This is a genomic window from Candidatus Binatia bacterium (genome assembly GCA_036493895.1).
Lineage (GTDB): Bacteria > Desulfobacterota > Binatia > UBA1149 > CAITLU01 > DATNBU01.
This window is the reverse complement of record DASXOZ010000074.1, coordinates 1-16,649: the sequence shown is the minus strand read 5'-3', so window position 1 is coordinate 16,649 and position 16,649 is coordinate 1. Positions and strand designations below refer to the sequence as shown.

Below are 16,649 nucleotides of genomic sequence, written 5' to 3'. Positions count from 1 at the left end.
GCGAGGTGCACTGCGGGCGGCGGTGACGACGCGCGCGGCGGGTGAGAAGGCTGCGCGGGTGCCTGCGCGCTCAGCCGGTGCGGCCTTCGGCGTAAAGGACGCTTGCGTCCTGGATGCTCGTGATGATCCGCGGTGCCACTGCCGGATCCAGTGCAGGACATCCCCAGCTGCGGCCGACGCTTCCTTCATGCGCCTCGCGGTAGCGCATCCCGACGTAGGCGGCGGAATGGATCACGATCCGCCGTTCCAACGCGTTGTCGTTCACGCCGGCGTCGAGGCCGATCAGCTCGAGCGACGGTCCATGCGCGCCGTCGTAGATGCTGCCGGTAAGAAAGGTGCCGATGCTGCTTCGCAGGCTCGAGGACTGGTTGCCGAAGCGAACGGCGTATTCGGGATTGTCGTTGTCGGTCGAGCCGCGGCCGTGGGCGACGAACTCGCGAAACAGCACCTTCATGCGCGAAGGGTCGAGCACCCACAGGCGGCGCTCGAATGACGGAAGCGAATAGTCGATGACTGTCAGCAGCCGGGTGTGCACCCGGCCTTCGTCTTCGAGGCGGTGATAGGCGGCCAGCGCGTGATCGAGGAGCTCGTGGCGCGGTAGCGAGTCTTGTGCAGTCGTATCGGAGAGGCTCGGGCTGCCGGTCGCGGCAACTGCCGGCGATACGGCCAGCGCGGCCAGAAAAATGGCGAACGCGAGGGCGCCGCCGATGCGCCGACCTCCACCTCCACCGCCGCTCCGCCAGCCGGCTGTTGTCCCCCCGCAGGCCCCCACGAACCAAACTATTTACCCCACGAGGACGTCCGGGCCAAATCGCGATCGCCCAGCCGCGCCCGTGCTGCGCGCACGCGCTCTACCCGTTCGGGTGGCTTCAGGAACCGCCGCGCACTGCCCGGACGTTGTAGAGATCGGCTTTGCCGACGTTGTTCGTCGGGCCGCCGACGAAGTTGATGCCCCAGGCGTTGCTCGTCTTGACCGCATATGTCGTCGACGACCAGTAGACGGTGCTCGACGTGCAGTTGCAGGTCTCGACGGTGCAACCGGCCATGCAGGCATTGAACTCGGGGTACGTCGAAGGCGGCGGCGCGCCGAGGTCGACGAGCGTGTAGAGCTCGAACTCGTTGGGCAGCCGCCAGTCGTGGTGGCCGGCAAAGTTGTCGGAATTGAGCGTCGCGATCTTCGATGCGACGGCGTCGGTCCACGTCCACGTGGAGCCCACGTCGTGGATGCTCGCGTCGGCCGACAGCTTCTCCCACATGAGGCCGGTGGCATCGTCGGTAATCGTGCCGTCGCCGTTGTCGGTGAAAGTGCGATCGCCGCCTCGTTGCAGCTCGCCGTCCTGTCCGGTGCCGATGCAGGAGATCCCGTTGCCGGCCGCGTCGTAGCACGTGGTCTGGCCGGTAGAGGGGAGTCCGCCCGAGGCGGGGCAGACGAGCTGCACCGATTGGCCGACCGCGTCTTTCAGCACGAGCAGCGCATCCGAGGAGGTAACTTTGCCGCTGTTGTTGACGTCGCCGCACGGCGTGGCGGCGGCCGCGGAAAGCGGGACCACCAGGACCGCTGCCAGGGCGACGATCAGTGTCGTCTTCTTCATGAATACCCCCTCGGACTGACGACCGTTCATATCGCGCCCCCCGTCAAATCGCAGCGCGGGACGAAGAAGCGCCACCGGCCGGGTCCCGAGGCTTCCCGGCGGAATCGGCTGCGGCGCTGGCCGCCGCGGGCGCCTGGCCTTCGAGCGCGGGACGAAGCTGGCGGATCACCTCGGCCGTGCGGATCTCGCGTCCCTGGCGATTGAGGTGGTAGACCCAGTCGTAGAAGTAGTCGAGCGGGTAGACGTAGTCCTCCGGCGTCGACAGCATCGGTACTTCGAGCTTCTCGCGCAGCTTCGCGTACAGGCGACCGATCGCCTCGTGGCGAAGATCGAAGTGCACGCGCGGAACGCACGGAAACAACATCACGATCTTCGCGCCGCGCCGTTCGACCTCGCGGGCAAACGCATTGACGACGGAGATCGCCTCCATGTCCACGCCCTGGGAGGTCGTCCTCAGGAACTCCATCTTCGCGACGTCCTTGCCCGGACGGTCCAGGTGCGCGACGTTGTCGCCGAGGTCGTCGAAAGCCGCCGGGCAGTAGACACAGTCGGCCGGTACCGGGCGCCCCACCGTCTCGAGGAAACGCTCGATCTTGAAGCGCGCGTGACGCGGCAGGTTCTGCACCATGTTCAGGATCTGGTGCTTCGAGCGGATGTACGAAAGGCCTTCCGGATAAAGCTCGAGCACGTCGATCAGCCGCTCGTCGCCGTCGAGCAGGCCGTAGAAGAGGTTGTACTCGGGCACCAGTACGACGAGGTCGTCCTTCTGGATGCGCGGCGCGATCACGTCGAGCATGAAGCGCAGGCCCATGTTGAAGCCCATGCCCATGTTGACGACGCGCCGCCCGAGCTGCTGCTCGACGGCGTGGCTGTCGAGGCCGAACGCGAGGTTGGAGCCTCCGACGAACACGATGCGCGGAGCCTCCGTGCGCTCGAGCATCTGCACTTTCGGCCCGATGACCGCAAGATAGTCGTCGTGGTCGGGGGGAATGAGGGTCAGCACGGCGATGCCGGTGGCGACCTGGAGCGCGATCATCCACGCGCACCTGCGGACAAACTTCAGCACGTCGTCGAGATCCCGGCCCGCCCCTGCCCCGGTCGTCGCGGCGCCGGCTGCGGACGGCTCCGGCGGCACTGCGGCCATGCGGGCCGCCTCAGTTGCAGCCGTTCGGCCGGTCGATGCAACTCGGACGCGCGATCTTGGGCTTGGCGCCGCGGAGCGTATGATAGCAGGTCGTCATCTGCGGCGCGTCGATGCAGCAGCCGTCGCTCTCGAGGCAGCCGTTGGGCTGGGCCAGCGGAGACTCGTCGCGCTCGAGGCTCCACAAGTAGATCTGGGCGTGCTCGCCGCCGTTCTGGCCCACGATGTCGCAGTCCGAAATCCACGACACCCTGTCCCCGTCGCCTTTCATCGACGGGTGCAGGTTGTTGCAGCCGGTGGTCTGCGTGACCTGGAAGACCTTGTTGCGGCCCTGGATGAGGAAGATCTCCGAGTTGGCGTCGCCGTTGAACGGCGGCATCTCGCCGGTGCGAAGCGTGTGCTCCTGGCTGATCAACTCGCCGTTGGACGCGGTCGCGATCACTCCGCCTCCGTCGCCGACTTCCGGTTCGGTCGCGGTGAAGCCGCCGCCGACGTCCGTGAACTGCGTCATGCGCGGATGGAAGTCGCGCCAGTCGAAGATGTTGGTGCCCGAGGAGCCGTTCCTCCACAAGTCGGGCTCCGATTCGAAGACGACGTGGGGACCTCGTGCAGTGGGGCTGGCGCCGGAGATGCTCGGATTGCGGTAGATGCCGTCCGGGAACCCCTGGGGAATCTCGGCTGCCGTGATCGGCAGCAGCGACGACGATCCCATCTTGTAGATGTAGATGCCCTGGCCCGTGAACCCGGTGCCGAGCTGGTCGTAGTCGGACTGGTAGGCCGTCGTGTCGCACTGGCGCGGGAAATAGTAGCCGTTGATCACCGGGTGGGAGCTGGTGGTCCCGCTCGGGCCGCTGCTGACCTGGGTGAAGACCGCGTCCTGGGGATACGCCGGACCAAAGTTCAGCTTTGCATACAGGAAGACTTCGGTGCTGCCATCCGCGTTGCTGAAGTGCGGCCCGGGATGCGTGGGGTCGTAGTACGGGTTGGCAGGAGTGTTGTTGTCGAGGTTGCCGTTGGAGCGGAACACCATGCAGCGCCCGCTGTCGCTGAGGAACGGCTCGCGGTTGTCCGCGGGCGCCACCGTGTTCGTGATCTGGTGGAAAAGGCCGCTGTCGAGCTCGTAGAAGAAGATTTCGGGGTTGTGGTCGGCATTGCCGATCGAAGGATCGAGGTCGCAGGTGGACGTGAACGCGACGACTTCCGGACGGTCGGACTGCACGGTGTCGCTCGGCCGCGAGACGTCGGTACTGTCGCAGTTGCTGCCGTTGGTCACCTGCGTCATCACGCCGGTGCCGTCGAGCTGCTCCCTCCACACGTAGATCTGCTTGTGGGCAGTCTGGGTGCCGGGTCCCATGACGTCGCCGTTGGAGACGAATGCCAGGTCGGCTCCGTCCTGGCTGCGAAGCTTGACCCTGTCGATGGTGCCGGTCGTGATGTGCGTGAGCTGGCGCAGCACGTTGTACTGCGGCATGGCGGCCGCACGGCCGGGGACGAGCGCCAGCATGGCGCCGGTCGCGACGGCTGCGAGGCCGTTGAAACGTGAATGATCGAACATGCTTCCCCCGTGCCGCGAAATTCGCATCAACGCGGAATTATTCGTTTGCAATGACGACATAGTCAAGGACTTGATTTCGCGGGCTTCTCTCATCACGATGGCGAAGCCAGGAGCCCTTTCTCCCGCAGGCAGGCCAAAATCGCGTCGGCTGCCACCTTGTTGCCAGCGGCCGTCCAGTGGGCGCTCGTCTTCAGGTAAAGCTGCTCCCCTTTTCGGGCGTGCTCGCGCAGGGGTGCGGTCAGGTTGCAGTAGTCGATCGACTGCTTCGACATGAAGTCGCCGAGGGTGGACAGCGGCGCGTCGACGTCGTCGTCGCTCAGGTCGGCGCCGTGCTTGAGGTGCTGGCGCACGACGTCCCAGTAGACCTCTTCCTTGAACGGAAAGAGCAGCACGACCAGGTGGCTTCCCTGTTTCTTCGCGATCGCGTCGGCGCTGGCCAGGGCCTGCTGCGTGATCGCGTAGGTCGGCGTCACTTCGCTGCGCTCGACGACGCCCCACCACCAGTCGTCGGACCGCAGCACCAGGCTCACGCCGTTGCCGTTGTACTCGACCGGCTTGCGGTCGCCGTAGCGGCGGCTCGCATCGAAGAGCCGGTACAGGAACGAGTTGCGCGCGAGCCAGTCGGACGTATCGCTGCGGCGCTTGCGGCGCATCCACGTCCAGTAGTCGTCGCTGTCGCTGCGCACCCAGTTGTTGAAATGGACATTGTCCTTGAAGTCGTTCGGGAAGAACCCGAGCAGCACCAGCTTGGGCTTCCACACCGGGCCGACCTTGGTCAGCATGTTCGCTTCGGCGAGGTTGGAATAGCCGTTGACGCCGAGGTCGCCGATCGAAAGGCCGGTCTGCTGCGACAGCAGCTTTACCCAGCAGGATTCGGCGGGACAGTCGTCGCAGAACGTGAACGAGTCGCCGATGGCCATCGCATCGAACGGGGCTTTGGTGCCGAGGTCGCGGTAGCCGACGCTGTCGATGCCGGCGTCGAGCGTCTTCACGGCGATCTGGCCTGCCTCGGAAGGGAACGCGATGTCCAGGCCCGGCTTGAGCGAGAAGCCGAGCTGGCGGTCCGGGTGCATCATGTTCTCCCAGGACTCGCGTGCGTCATAGATGCGCTCGACGGCGCGCACCTTTTCCGGCATCAGTCCGGGCGCCAGCCTCGGCAACGCCTCCAGCAAAGCCACGGTAAACCCGAGGCTCATCAGGACGGCGGCAACGGCAAACCGCCGCTGCGGACGGCTGGAACTCACGAGGATTCTGCTCCGGTTCTTCGCGGGTGGACGGGACCGCGGAGGGAACCTCCGGGTATCACGGCTCCGGCACGCCCTCAAGACGACCGGCACGGCCCGCGCGGCAGGTCCGACGCCCCGGAAAGTCGCCCCGCGGGCCCCGCGGCGTCACGCCCGGCAGCTTGACGCGTTGCGGCCATGCGGCGGTTTGCCGTCAGCGCTGCCCCGGTCGCGCGTACCAGTGCGGGGCCGTCCGTGCTTAACTGACGGACCCTATCGTCCGCATCCTCTTTGCGCCGACGAGCTCTGACGACCTGGCATGCTCTTCAACTCGCTCGAGTTCCTGATCTTCTTCCCGGTCGTCACCGCGATCTACTTCGCGACGCCGTATTCGTGGCGCTGGTTGCCGCTGCTCCTCGCGAGCTGCGTCTTCTACATGGCGTTCATTCCCGTCTACATCCTCATCCTGGTCTTCACGATCGCGATCGACTACGTGGCGGGAATCGCGATCGAAGGCGCGCAGGGGCGAAGGCGCAAGCTGTTCCTGCTGGCGAGCATCTTCGCCAACGTCGGCGTGCTCGCGTTCTTCAAGTATTTCAATTTCCTCAACGCGAACCTGGCGGCGCTCGCGCAGTTCCTGCACTGGAACTATCCGATCCGCGCGCTCGGCATCATCCTGCCGATCGGTCTTTCCTTCCATACGTTCCAGTCGCTCAGCTACACCGTCGAAGTCTATCGCGGCAATTATCCGGCCGAGCGCCATCCCGGCATCTTCGCCCTGTACGTGATGTTCTATCCCCAGCTCGTCGCCGGCCCGATCGAACGGCCCCAGCACGTGCTGCCCCAGCTCCACGCGCGCCACGAGTTCCGTTACGGCGATGCGGCTGCCGGCCTGCGGCTGATGGCCTGGGGCTTTTTCAAGAAGATCGTCATCGCCGACCGCCTGGCCGTGCTCGTCAACCAGGTCTACGGCGCGCCGTCCGATTACACCGGGCTGCCGCTGATCATTGCCACGGTGGCATTCGCGTACCAGATTTACTGCGATTTTTCGGGCTATTCCGACATCGCGCTCGGCTCGGCCCAGGTGATGGGCATCCGCCTGATGCGCAACTTCGATTGCCCGTACGCCTCGACGTCGATCAGCGAGTTCTGGCGCCGCTGGCACATCTCGCTGTCGACGTGGTTCCGCGATTACTTCTACATCTCTCTCGGCGGCAATCGCGTCAGCACCTGGCGCTGGCAGACCAACCTGATGCTGACCTTCCTCGCGAGCGGCCTGTGGCACGGTGCCAACTGGACGTTCGTCGCGTGGGGGGCACTGCACGGGTCCTATCTCGTCGTTTCGATCTGGACCGAGAAGCTGCGCCGCGCCGTGTCTTCGGCGCTCGGTCTCGACCGCATGCCGCGGCTGCACCACACGTTGCGCGTCGCGATCACGTTCACGCTGGCCTGCATCGCGTGGATCTTCTTCCGCGCGGCCAACGTCCAGGACGCGTTCTACGTGCTGACCCACCTGCTGTCGGGACTATCGTGGCAGCAGGCCAGCCTGGCAAAGCTCCTCGACCTCGGCTTGAACGGGTTCGAAGTCTGCGTGTCGCTGGTCGCGATCGGCGTGCTGGAGACGGTACAGTGGATGCAGCGCCACGGCCGCATCGCGCCGGGCCTCGGTGCCCAGCCCGTCGCGGTGCGCTGGGCGGCCTACTACGCGCTCGTCGCGAGCATCCTGTTCTTCGGTGCGTTCACCAAAGCCGAGTTCATCTACTTCCAGTTCTGAGCGCCGGCGCCCGGGCTCGCAAAGATTCGCGACCAGAGCTTTCGGTAGCGCGGCGGGGCTACCAGATCGTGTAGAGCATGATGAAACCGGCAGCCGTCATCGCGCTCAGTGCGGCCAGGAAGATGACGTCGACGGACTTCGTCAGCACGACCGCGACGGACGGCGACGAGCTGCGCAGCGCCCAGAAGATCAGGTACGTCGACAGCAGGAACGCGGCGGCACACAGCGCGAGCACGTCGTCGACGATCGTTGCCCCGCTGTTCGCCTTGTTGAACGCGTTCATCAGCGCGACGACGGTGATGCAGAGACCCGCCAGCGTCGCCGATGCCGAAAGCAGGCTGAGAAGCTCCTGGCGGTCCCAGTTGAGCCTGGACAGATCGCCGATTGCCGCAGTCGCGGACGCGCGCGGCGACGCCGCCAATACGTCGTCACCGTCGCGGAAGGCGATGCGCGCATGTCGCGACGAACCAGCACCGGTCATGGAAAGAAGACGGACGCTCGCGAAAAAACTTCAACGGCCGCCGCTGCGCGCGTCGCCGCGATAGCGCGGCCCGGAGCCTCCCGTCGTCGCCGCCGGGGAGATTGCTGTGCAATTTTTATCGACACATCAGCGACGCGCGCGACCAGTCGCGTTGCGTGACTGAGGACACCTGTCGAAACCGCAAACCCCGCGAACGGAAAAGAATCAGCGTTGTCCCGCGGCATGCCCACGGCTTGCTTGCTCGCGGTTGCACACAGTGACGTGACACCGCAGAGCCCCGCGCTTCTTGCCAGCGGCGCCACGCCCGTCTATTCATGCAGAGCCGCGCGTCCTGCAGTGCAGGGCCAGCGGTTCGGAGGCGCCGATGATCTTCGCCCGCCGCCTGTTCCGGCTCGAGCCCGACAAAGCCAATGCGCCCCACGAGCCTGCGCCGATCCGTCGCGGCTTCTACTACCAGGAGCTTACCGCCGAGACTCTGACCGCGATTGTTTGCGCGGCGCTCGCTCGCCAGCAGAGGCCGATCGCGCTCGGGTTGCTCATCGTCGGCTTCGCCGGGTGCATCGCATTCGGTGTCTACCTCACGCGCTTCATTCGGGCCTGATCGGTTCATCCGGGCCTGAGTTCCTCCGCTCCGCGAATTCTGCGCCGCATAGGCACTGACGGTCGCGCAGCTTCGTCGCAGTCAGTCGCGATCGGGTGCGCCGAGCGGAAACAGCGGCCGGTACGGCCGGGCTTCGTCGACTGCCCGGGCGAACGACGGGCGCCCGAGCAGGCGTGTCCGGTACTCGCGCACGCGGGCGAACGACGCGGACACCGGGTGCACCCAGTCCGCATAGAAGAGCGACGGGGCGGCGGCGCAGTCCGCGAGCGTGAAGTCTTCGCCGGCGGCCCAGCGGCGCCCGGCAATCGTCGCATCGAGCCAACCGTATGCCGTCTCGAGCGCCGTGTGCGCTTCGCCGACTCCGAACGGATCGCGGCTGTCGGCGGGCCTCAGGCTGTCGCCGACGATCTTCTGTACCGGCGTCATCACGTAGTTGTCGAAGAAGCGGTCCAGCATCCGCACAGCGATCGCGCGGTCGGGATCGGCGGGAACGAGACGCACCGGACCGGGATGATGAAGCTGCAGATGCTCGATCAGGATCGTCGATTCGACGATGGTGTGCGGCCCATCGACGAGCACCGGCATGCGCCGCAGCGGCCACAGCGCGGCAAATTCGGCCGCCACCTCGTCCTCGCCGGGGCCGAGCATGCGCAGCTCGTACGGCAAGTCGTTCTCGTAGAACGCGATCAGCACTTTCTGGCAGTACGAAGAAAACGGGTGGGCGTAGAGTTTCATCTTCAGAAAATTCCCAGACATAGCGCGTGAACAGATTTCGTCGGTGGCCTTGTACCCCGAATCAGCATGACCAGGCCGCGGGTCATGTCGATGGCGGCAAGGTGCTGCGAAGCGCCCGATGTAGAGGGCACGCTGCTCACGGCCCGTACTGGCCGGCCCTCAGTTCGTGCACGTCAGCTGCAGCTTGCTCGAGACGTGCCCGACGTCGGTCGTGAGCCGGGCCGAGATCGTGAGGCGCTCTCCCGCCGCGACCGGTACGTCCAGATAGCTCGTGCACGAATCGCCCGTGCTTGCCGGCGTGCTGAACGTCAGCGTATTGCCGGAGACGCTGCCCACCGCGGAGGGATCCGCGGAGTTCAGCCCATCGAGGATCGTCGCAATCAACGGGTCGCCCACCAGGGGCTGGCGGATCGTGATCGAGTCGATCGGAGAAAGCTGGCAGGTGGCGATGCGCGGGTCCGAGTTGTTCATGCACGCGGCGACGTGGAACGTGCAGGTGCCGTTGCTCATGCCGTCGGCGTCGCAGAACGGAAGCCCGTCGGAGCAGGTGACGCGTCCGGTCGTCTCGCCCTTTTTCTGCGAGAGGTTCGGATCGACCTGCCATTCCAGCGAGCAGGCGCCGGTCTTTCCCGCGGACGCCGAGCACGCGCCCGGGGCGTCGTCGGTGCAGCCGATGGATCTCGGTGCGCACGGAACGGACGCAACGCAGCCGCGCGCGAGGTTCGACCACGTCGAGTTCATCGAGAAAGTGCCCATTCCCGTATTGAGGTCAAAAATGCAGGAATCGGCCGCGCAGATGTCGGCGTTCTCCTGGCCGTCGTGATCGCTGTACCAGCCGGCAACGGCGTTGTCGGGGTCGGTGACGAGCTCGGACAGCTCGTGGGAGCCGACGACCTCGTACGCCTTGTTCACGCTCTCGCCGAAATCGACGAAGCAGGTGCCGCCGCCGTCGCTGCACGGGAACGGCAGCACTTCGTAGCGATAATGGTCGGGACCCATCTGGAATTCGTCGTGATAGCCGCAGAACTGGAAGTTCGAGCCGCCGCAGCCCGTACTTCCGTCGCTCGCCGTGACCGGAAAGCCATCCGGAGTGACCATCACGTAGACTTCGTTGCTGCCGATCGCCGGCGCATGGTGGGCCGCGATCTCCGCCTGGATCGCAGTCTGGATGTCGGAGTCGAGGATGGGATTGGGCGGCGTGCCGGAGATGACGAAGGATCCGGCGTAGGAGCCCGTGCCGAGCGGAAACGCGGGAACGCCGTATTCCTGCCACGCGCATGCGAACTCGCTCGTCACGAGCTTGCCGTACATGCTTTCCAGGTCGGCCTTCGCCGAAATATGCGCGGCATCGGTGTTCCAGAGGCTTCCCCAGAACAGCAGGAAGACGTCCGGATGCTGCACGAGCTCGCCGCCGTGGTAGACGAGCGTATTGCGGTGCGGGCGGCACGAAGAATCCGGGCGCCCGACGTTGGCGTCGCCGGACGGCTGCGCAGAGCGTCCGGCGGGATCGATCTGGCGGGGCAGGACTTTTCCACGCGGCATCGCGCCGGCATTCGATGCGGCGAGCAGCACGGCGGCGGCAAGGAGCGCGGGGCTCCAGGAAGACAGGCGTATACCCCGGAACTTGTCGGTCAGCATTGGTTGAGTCCCTCCCGAAGGCGGCGCCAGGCGCGCGCCGCCCAACTGTGCCGAATTTTCGCTGCCGTAGCCATGGCCTTTGGCCGGGCTGCCGGCGCCCGGCGTCCCGGTGTGCGGGCGGCAAGCCGTGATCGCCGTCTCCGGCTGCGCAGCGGCCCGCAGCTTAGCCGAGCGGCTGCATCAGCTCGAGTCGATTGCCGAAAGGATCGAGCACGTAGATGCGGCGGTATCCCGGCATTTCTTCTTCGGTCACCTCGAGACCGGCATTTCGAATCCTGGCGATGACGGCGGCCAGATCGCGCACCAGCAGGGCCGGATGTGCCTTCTTTGCGGGCCGGAACTCCTCGTCGACGCCGAGGTGAATCCTTACTTCGGGGCTTTCGAACCAGGCGCCGCCCCTTGCTGCGAGCGCTGCGGGCTTGGCGACCTCGGCAATGCCGAGGACGCCCGAGTAGAACGCGCGCGCCTCGGCCTCGCCTCCGCGCGGCATCGCGAGCTGGACGTGGTGGATTCCGGTGATCATGGCGATTGCCTCGCCGAGCGGCGCGGCGCGTTCGCTGCCGCGCCGCACTTCGTGCGCTCGGATTTTCCGTTGCGCATATAAACCCCTGCCTCGCGAACCGATGCAACGGCAGCGAAAATCGGGCGATTCCGAAGTAAACGGGGCAGGCAACCTGACGGCACGACGGACTGGCGACCGCCGCGAGCCCGCCCCGCCCGGGGCGGGCCGTCAGATTTCCTCTCGACTGGCGCCCGGTCTGCGGCTAATCCGGGGCGGAGATCGCGGCGCCGAGGGCTTGGCCTCACGTCACGAGCGGACGTAACATCGGCGACGGCCGTGACCATGAAGAACGCAGAACGCGAACAGCGCCGCAAGCGCCGGTGCGACTGGATGGAGGCTGCCCAGAAGGGAGACGCCGAGGCCTATCGCTCCCTGCTCGACGACATCGGTCCGGACCTGTTGAGATTCCTTCGCGCGCGTATCGCTGACCAGGGGCAGGTGGAGGACGTGTACCAGGAGACCATGATTGCGATTCACCGCGCGCGCCACACCTACCTCGTATCGCGTCCGGTCGAACCGTGGATGTATGCGATCGCCTCGCACGTCATGTCGCGGCAGATGCGACGCCACCGGCGCCGCGCCCTGAGAGAGCGGCCGGTCGAGCCGTCGATGCACGTCGCCGTTCCCGACGACAGCTACGCCCGCCTGGATTTCGCGCGCGCGTTCGGCCGCCTGACGCCTCCGCAGCGCCAGGCCCTGGAGCTGCTCAAGATCGAAGGGTTTTCCACCGAAGCGGCGGCCGCACGGGCCGGCGTTTCTCCGGTCGCGTTCCGCGTGCGCGCGCACCGTGCCTACAAGGCGCTGCGTCGCCTTCTCGGGAGCTGAAGCGGTGATGCTGCCTCGCAGTCATGACGAGCTCGTCGCGCGCCTGTCCGGCGGCGTCACTCCTGTCGTTGGGCTCAGGCCGCCGCTCGTGCGCCTTGCGTGGTGGCTCGCGCTCCAGGCCGTCACGCTCGGGTCGGCGTTCCTGTTCGGGCTGCGCGAGGACCTCGCGCTTCACCTGCACGACGGGCGCTTCCTGCTCGAGCTTGTCGCGTTCATCGCTGCCGGCTCGATCGCCGGCGGAATCGCACTTTCCGCGGCGGTTCCCGGCATGACCAAGGGGCGCGGCACGCTGGCGATTCCGCTGGTGATCGGCGCCTTCGCGTTCGCGCTGCTCTCGCTCGAGCCGGCGCTTTCCGGCAACCGCTCGACCGGACGTTTCCTGTTCGAAGGGATGCGCTGTGTCGGCGCGATCGCTTCGTTCTCGGCGCTGCCGTGGGTTGCGCTTTTCATCGCGGTGCGCCGCGGCGCGCCGCTGGACCGCAACTACGCGGCAACCTGCACCGGCGCGGCAGCGCTGCTCTTCGCCGCGGCCGCGGTGCGCATCGCGTGCCCCGTCGACGACGGGCTGCACCTGCTCTTCTGGCACACGGTGCCGATCTCGCTCGGCATCTCGCTGGCCGGAACGCTTACGGCGCGCTGGCTGGAGCCGCTTGCGGCCGACTGACTTCGCGGTTTCGACAGCAACTCGTCCGCCGCAAGGCGGCAGGCTTCAGGCCACCGCCCGGCGCCCCGTCGTCTCGTCGAGCGCGTGCCACACGGCGTCTTCGACCCGGTCCATCCAGATGACTTCCAGGCGCTCCTTCGCGTTGGCGGGAACGTCCTCGAGGTCCTTCTGGTTTCGCCGCGGCAGCATCACCGTCGTGATGCCGGCCCTCAGCGCGGCGAGCAGCTTCTCCTTGACGCCGCCGATCGGCAGCACCAGTCCGCGCAGCGAGATTTCGCCGGTCATCGCCAGGTCCGGGCGCACCGGCCGGTCCGTGAGCAACGAAACGAGAGCGACGAAGATCGCGACTCCTGCGCTCGGGCCGTCCTTCGGCGTAGCGCCGGCCGGCACGTGGATGTGCAGGTCGATCTTCTCCAGCGAATCCCCGACGACGCCTTTTGCCAGCGTCACCGCTGCCTGCGCGGATTCCTTCATCACGTCGCCGAGCTGGCCCGTCAGGATCAATTTGCCCGATCCGGGCGTCTTGCTCGCCTCGATGAACAGGATATCGCCGCCGAACGGCGTCCATGCCAGCCCGGTCGCGACGCCCGGCACCGCGGTACGCAGCGCCGTTTCGTTCTCGAATTTCGGCGCACCCAGAATGACCGGCACTTGCGGCGAGTCGATCGAGACGCTCGCGAGCGTTCCCTCGGCGATGCTCATCGCAGCCGAGCGCAGCACCGAGCCGATCTCGCGCTCGAGGTTTCGCACTCCGGCTTCGCGAGTGTACTCGCGAGTGATCGAGCGCAGCGCATCGCGCGTGACTTGCGCCTGCTCGGGCGTGAGCCCGTTGGCCTCGAGCTGGCGCCGCACGAGGTAGCGCGAGGCAATCTCGAGCTTCTCGTCCTCCGTGTAGCCGGGCAGCGAGATGATCTCCATGCGGTCCTGCAAAGGCCCCGGGATCGTGTCGAGCGAATTGGCCGTCGCGATGAACATCATGTGCGACAGGTCGAAGTCGACGCCGAGATAGTTGTCGCGGAACTTCACGTTCTGCTCGGGATCGAGCACCTCGAGCATCGCCGAAGCCGGATCGCCGTGGAATCCGCCGGCGCCGAGCTTGTCGATCTCGTCCAGCATGAGCACGGCGCGGCGGCTGCCGGCGCGGCGGATCGCCTGGATGACGTTGCCTGGCATCGAGCCGATGTAGGTCCGGCGATGGCCGCGGATCTCGGCTTCATCGTGCGTGCCGCCGAGCGCGACGCGCTGGAACGGGCGGCCCGTCGCGCGCGCGATCGAATGACCGAGCGACGTCTTGCCGACGCCGGGAGGTCCGACGAAGCACAAAATCGGGCTCTTGCCGCCCGGGTTGAGCTTGCGCACGGCGAGGAACTCGAGGATGCGGCGCTTGATCTTGTCCAGGCCGTAGTGGTCCTCGTCGAGGATGCGGCGCGCCGCTGCGATGTCGATCGGCGATTCTTCCTCGAGCTTCCACGGCAACTCGGCCATCAACTCGAGGTAGGTGCGCACCATCGACGACTCGGGCGAAGCTTCGCCCATGCGCGTCAGTCTCTGGTATTCCTTCTTCGTCTGCTTGAGGGTTTCCTCGGGCATGCCGGCTTCGTCGAGCCTGGTGCCGAGCTCCTCGACGTCGCTCAGGTTCTCGTCGCCGAGCTCCTTGTGGATCTGGCGAAGCTGCTCGCGCAGCACGTGCTCACGCTGGCGCTCGTCGAATTCCTTGCGCGCCTTGTCGCCGATGTCCTTCGAAAGGCGCAGCACCTGGACGCGCGCGCCGAGCAGCTCCAGCACCTTGTCCAGGCGCGGGCGCAGGTCGAACGTCTCGAGCACGTCCTGCTTCTCGGTGTTCGGGATGTCCAGAAGGTTGGCGACGGTGTCGCACAGCGGACCTGGCCCGTCGATCGACTGCACGGCCTCGGTGTACTCGTCCGGAACGTTCGGCAGCAGGCGCAGCGCTTCGGTGGCCTGTTCCTTCAGCTGGAGGAATCGCGCCTCGACTTCGGGCCCGGCGGACGGGATCGCCTCTTCGACAGCGGGAATCTCGACGCGCGCGACGAGGAAAGGCCAACCCGCGAGGTACTCGACGAGGCGGGCCCTTTCCTGGCCGTGCACCAGCAGGTGCAGCCCCTTGTCACCGGCGGGAGCCATGCGGACGATCTGGCCGACGGTGCCGACGGCGTAAAGATCGCTGCCCGTCACCTCGCCCCTGGCGGGGTCGCGCTGGAGCACGAACGCGACGCGGCTGCCGAGCCGCGCCGCTTCACGCACGGCCGCGATCGACGAAGTCCTTCCTACCGCGATCGGCGAGATCGCGGCCGGGAAAAGCACCGCGTTGCGAAGCGGAACCACGATGATCGCGTCCGTCGGCAAGGGCGGCAGCACGAACTCCGACTCCGAAGTCGGCGCAGCCGGACTCTTCGCCTCCGGAGCATTGCCCTCGAGGGTTCTCATCGGGGTAGAAGATGGGGACGTTTTGACCGGTGACAAGGGTCGGGCGGCGATTCTTGGCCCAATCGGCGATCGAAAACGCAAAGGCCCCCGCCTCTTGCGAGACGGGGGCCCTGGTTGCGAAACGCGTATGCGCGCAGCGCGACTGCTTACATCATCCCTTCCATGCCGCCCATGCCGCCGCCCGGGTGACCGCCGCCACCCTTGTCTTCCTTGGGCTTCTCGACGACTGCAGCCTCGGTGGTGAGCATCAGGCCCGCAACCGACGAGGCGTTCTGCAGCGCGGTGCGCACGACCTTGGTCGGGTCGACGATGCCGGCCTTGATCAGGTCCTCGTACACTCCCGTGGCGGCATTGTAGCCGAAGGCTCCCTTGCCGGCGCGGATGCGGTCGATGACGATCGCCGGCTCGGCGCCGGCGTTCCGGACGATCCAGCGGGTCGGCTCCTCGATCGCGCGCGACAGGATGCGGATGCCGATGTTCTCCTCGTCGGTCGCTCCCCTGAGCGACTCGAGCACGCCCTGGCAGCGGATCAGCGCGACGCCGCCGCCGGGGACGATGCCCTCTTCGACGGCTGCCCGAGTGGCGTGCAGCGCGTCTTCGACGCGGGCTTTCTTTTCCTTCATCTCGACTTCGGTGGCTGCGCCGACCTTGATCACCGCCACGCCGCCGACGAGCTTGGCCAGGCGCTCCTGGAGCTTCTCGCGGTCGTAGTCGCTGGTGGTGTCCTCGATCTGCTTGCGGATCGTGCCGATGCGGCCCTCGATGTCGGCCTTCTTTCCGGCGCCGTCGACCAGCGTCGTGTTGTCCTTGTCGACGGTGATGCGCTTGGCCTTGCCGAGATCGTTCAGCGTGATGTTCTCGAGCTTGAGCCCGAGTTCCTCGCTGATCACCTTGCCGCCGGTCAGCACCGCCACGTCCTTCAGCATCTCCTTGCGGCGATCACCGAAGCCCGGCGCCTTGACGGCGACGACGTTGAGGGTTCCGCGGATCTTGTTGACGACCAGCGTGGCCAGAGCCTCGCCCTCGATGTCCTCGGCGATGATCAGCAGCGGGCGCCCGGCCTTGGCGATGGCCTCGAGCACCGGCAGCATCTCCTTCATGTTCGAGATCTTCTTCTCGTTGATGAGGATCAGCGCGTCGTCGAGGCGCGCCGTCATGCGCTCGGGGTCGGTGACGAAGTACGGCGAGAGGTAGCCGCGGTCGAACTGCATGCCCTCGACGACGTCGAGCGTCGTCTCGGCGCTCTTGGCCTCCTCGACGGTGATGACGCCTTCCTTGCCGACCTTCTCCATCGCGTCGGCGAGGAGCTTGCCGATCGTCTGGTCGCCGTTGGCGCTGATGGTGCCGACCTGCGCGATCTCCTTCGCGTCCTTGGTCTGCTTCGAGTGCTTCTTGAGGTTCTCGACGATCGCC

15 protein-coding genes are annotated in these 16,649 nt (G+C 66.5%); 4 read left to right on the top strand and 11 right to left on the bottom strand.

Annotated elements, in window-relative coordinates:
• Positions 1-70: 70 nt before the first annotated feature.
• The 5 genes from VGK20_17705 to VGK20_17685 all read right to left on the bottom strand — a co-directional run bounded on the left by VGK20_17705 (position 71) and on the right by VGK20_17685 (position 5,532).
• Complete coding sequence (locus tag VGK20_17705) at positions 71-772, bottom strand: murein L,D-transpeptidase catalytic domain family protein (protein ID HEY2775882.1); 702 nt, start codon at positions 770-772, stop codon at positions 71-73.
• 97 nt (positions 773-869) lie between these two features.
• On the bottom strand, positions 870-1,592 hold the full coding sequence (locus VGK20_17700) for a DUF1566 domain-containing protein (GenBank protein ID HEY2775881.1): 723 nt from the start codon (positions 1,590-1,592) through the stop codon (positions 870-872).
• 43 nt (positions 1,593-1,635) lie between these two features.
• Positions 1,636-2,736: a hypothetical protein gene (locus VGK20_17695; protein ID HEY2775880.1), complete on the bottom strand. Its 1,101-nt coding sequence runs from the start codon at positions 2,734-2,736 to the stop codon at positions 1,636-1,638.
• 10 nt (positions 2,737-2,746) lie between these two features.
• The gene (locus tag VGK20_17690; protein HEY2775879.1) at positions 2,747-4,288 is read right to left on the bottom strand and encodes a hypothetical protein; all 1,542 of its coding nucleotides are present in this window, start codon (positions 4,286-4,288) and stop codon (positions 2,747-2,749) included.
• Between the two features lie 92 nt (positions 4,289-4,380).
• Positions 4,381-5,532, bottom strand: a complete 1,152-nt coding sequence (locus VGK20_17685) for a hypothetical protein (protein HEY2775878.1) — start codon at positions 5,530-5,532, stop codon at positions 4,381-4,383.
• Positions 5,533-5,830: 298 nt separating this feature from the next.
• Between VGK20_17685 and VGK20_17680 the strand changes: the two genes are divergently transcribed.
• Entirely contained in the window at positions 5,831-7,285 is a 1,455-nt protein-coding gene (locus VGK20_17680; GenBank protein HEY2775877.1) for an MBOAT family O-acyltransferase, read from the top strand.
• 58 nt (positions 7,286-7,343) lie between these two features.
• Here the strand turns inward: VGK20_17680 and VGK20_17675 are convergent, their stop codons facing one another.
• Complete coding sequence (locus tag VGK20_17675) at positions 7,344-7,766, bottom strand: hypothetical protein (GenBank protein HEY2775876.1); 423 nt, start codon at positions 7,764-7,766, stop codon at positions 7,344-7,346.
• A 364-nt stretch (positions 7,767-8,130) separates the two neighbouring features.
• On the opposite strand from VGK20_17675, the gene VGK20_17670 reads away from it, so the two are divergent.
• The gene (locus VGK20_17670; GenBank protein ID HEY2775875.1) at positions 8,131-8,367 is read left to right on the top strand and encodes a hypothetical protein; all 237 of its coding nucleotides are present in this window, start codon (positions 8,131-8,133) and stop codon (positions 8,365-8,367) included.
• An 81-nt stretch (positions 8,368-8,448) separates the two neighbouring features.
• Here the strand turns inward: VGK20_17670 and VGK20_17665 are convergent, their stop codons facing one another.
• The 3 genes from VGK20_17665 to VGK20_17655 all read right to left on the bottom strand — a co-directional run bounded on the left by VGK20_17665 (position 8,449) and on the right by VGK20_17655 (position 11,263).
• Positions 8,449-9,102, bottom strand: coding sequence for a glutathione S-transferase family protein (locus tag VGK20_17665; protein HEY2775874.1), 654 nt, complete (start codon positions 9,100-9,102; stop codon positions 8,449-8,451).
• A 159-nt stretch (positions 9,103-9,261) separates the two neighbouring features.
• Positions 9,262-10,740 (bottom strand): hypothetical protein, encoded by a 1,479-nt coding sequence (locus VGK20_17660; GenBank protein ID HEY2775873.1) that lies wholly within the window; start codon positions 10,738-10,740, stop codon positions 9,262-9,264.
• Positions 10,741-10,903: 163 nt separating this feature from the next.
• Entirely contained in the window at positions 10,904-11,263 is a 360-nt protein-coding gene (locus VGK20_17655; GenBank protein ID HEY2775872.1) for a VOC family protein, read from the bottom strand.
• A 321-nt stretch (positions 11,264-11,584) separates the two neighbouring features.
• Here VGK20_17655 and VGK20_17650 point away from each other — a divergent pair, with 321 nt between their 5' ends.
• Together VGK20_17650 and VGK20_17645 are read left to right on the top strand one after the other, a co-directional pair.
• Positions 11,585-12,127, top strand: a complete 543-nt coding sequence (locus VGK20_17650) for a sigma-70 family RNA polymerase sigma factor (GenBank protein HEY2775871.1) — start codon at positions 11,585-11,587, stop codon at positions 12,125-12,127.
• 7 nt (positions 12,128-12,134) lie between these two features.
• Positions 12,135-12,791, top strand: coding sequence for an NrsF family protein (locus VGK20_17645; protein ID HEY2775870.1), 657 nt, complete (start codon positions 12,135-12,137; stop codon positions 12,789-12,791).
• Positions 12,792-12,836: 45 nt separating this feature from the next.
• Here VGK20_17645 and lon read toward each other — a convergent pair whose 3' ends face one another.
• Positions 12,837-15,236, bottom strand: a complete 2,400-nt coding sequence (gene lon / locus VGK20_17640; protein HEY2775869.1) for an endopeptidase La — start codon at positions 15,234-15,236, stop codon at positions 12,837-12,839.
• Positions 15,237-15,382: 146 nt separating this feature from the next.
• The coding region (groL, locus tag VGK20_17635; GenBank protein HEY2775868.1) for a chaperonin GroEL at positions 15,383-16,649 on the bottom strand (1,267 nt) is incomplete at its 5' end.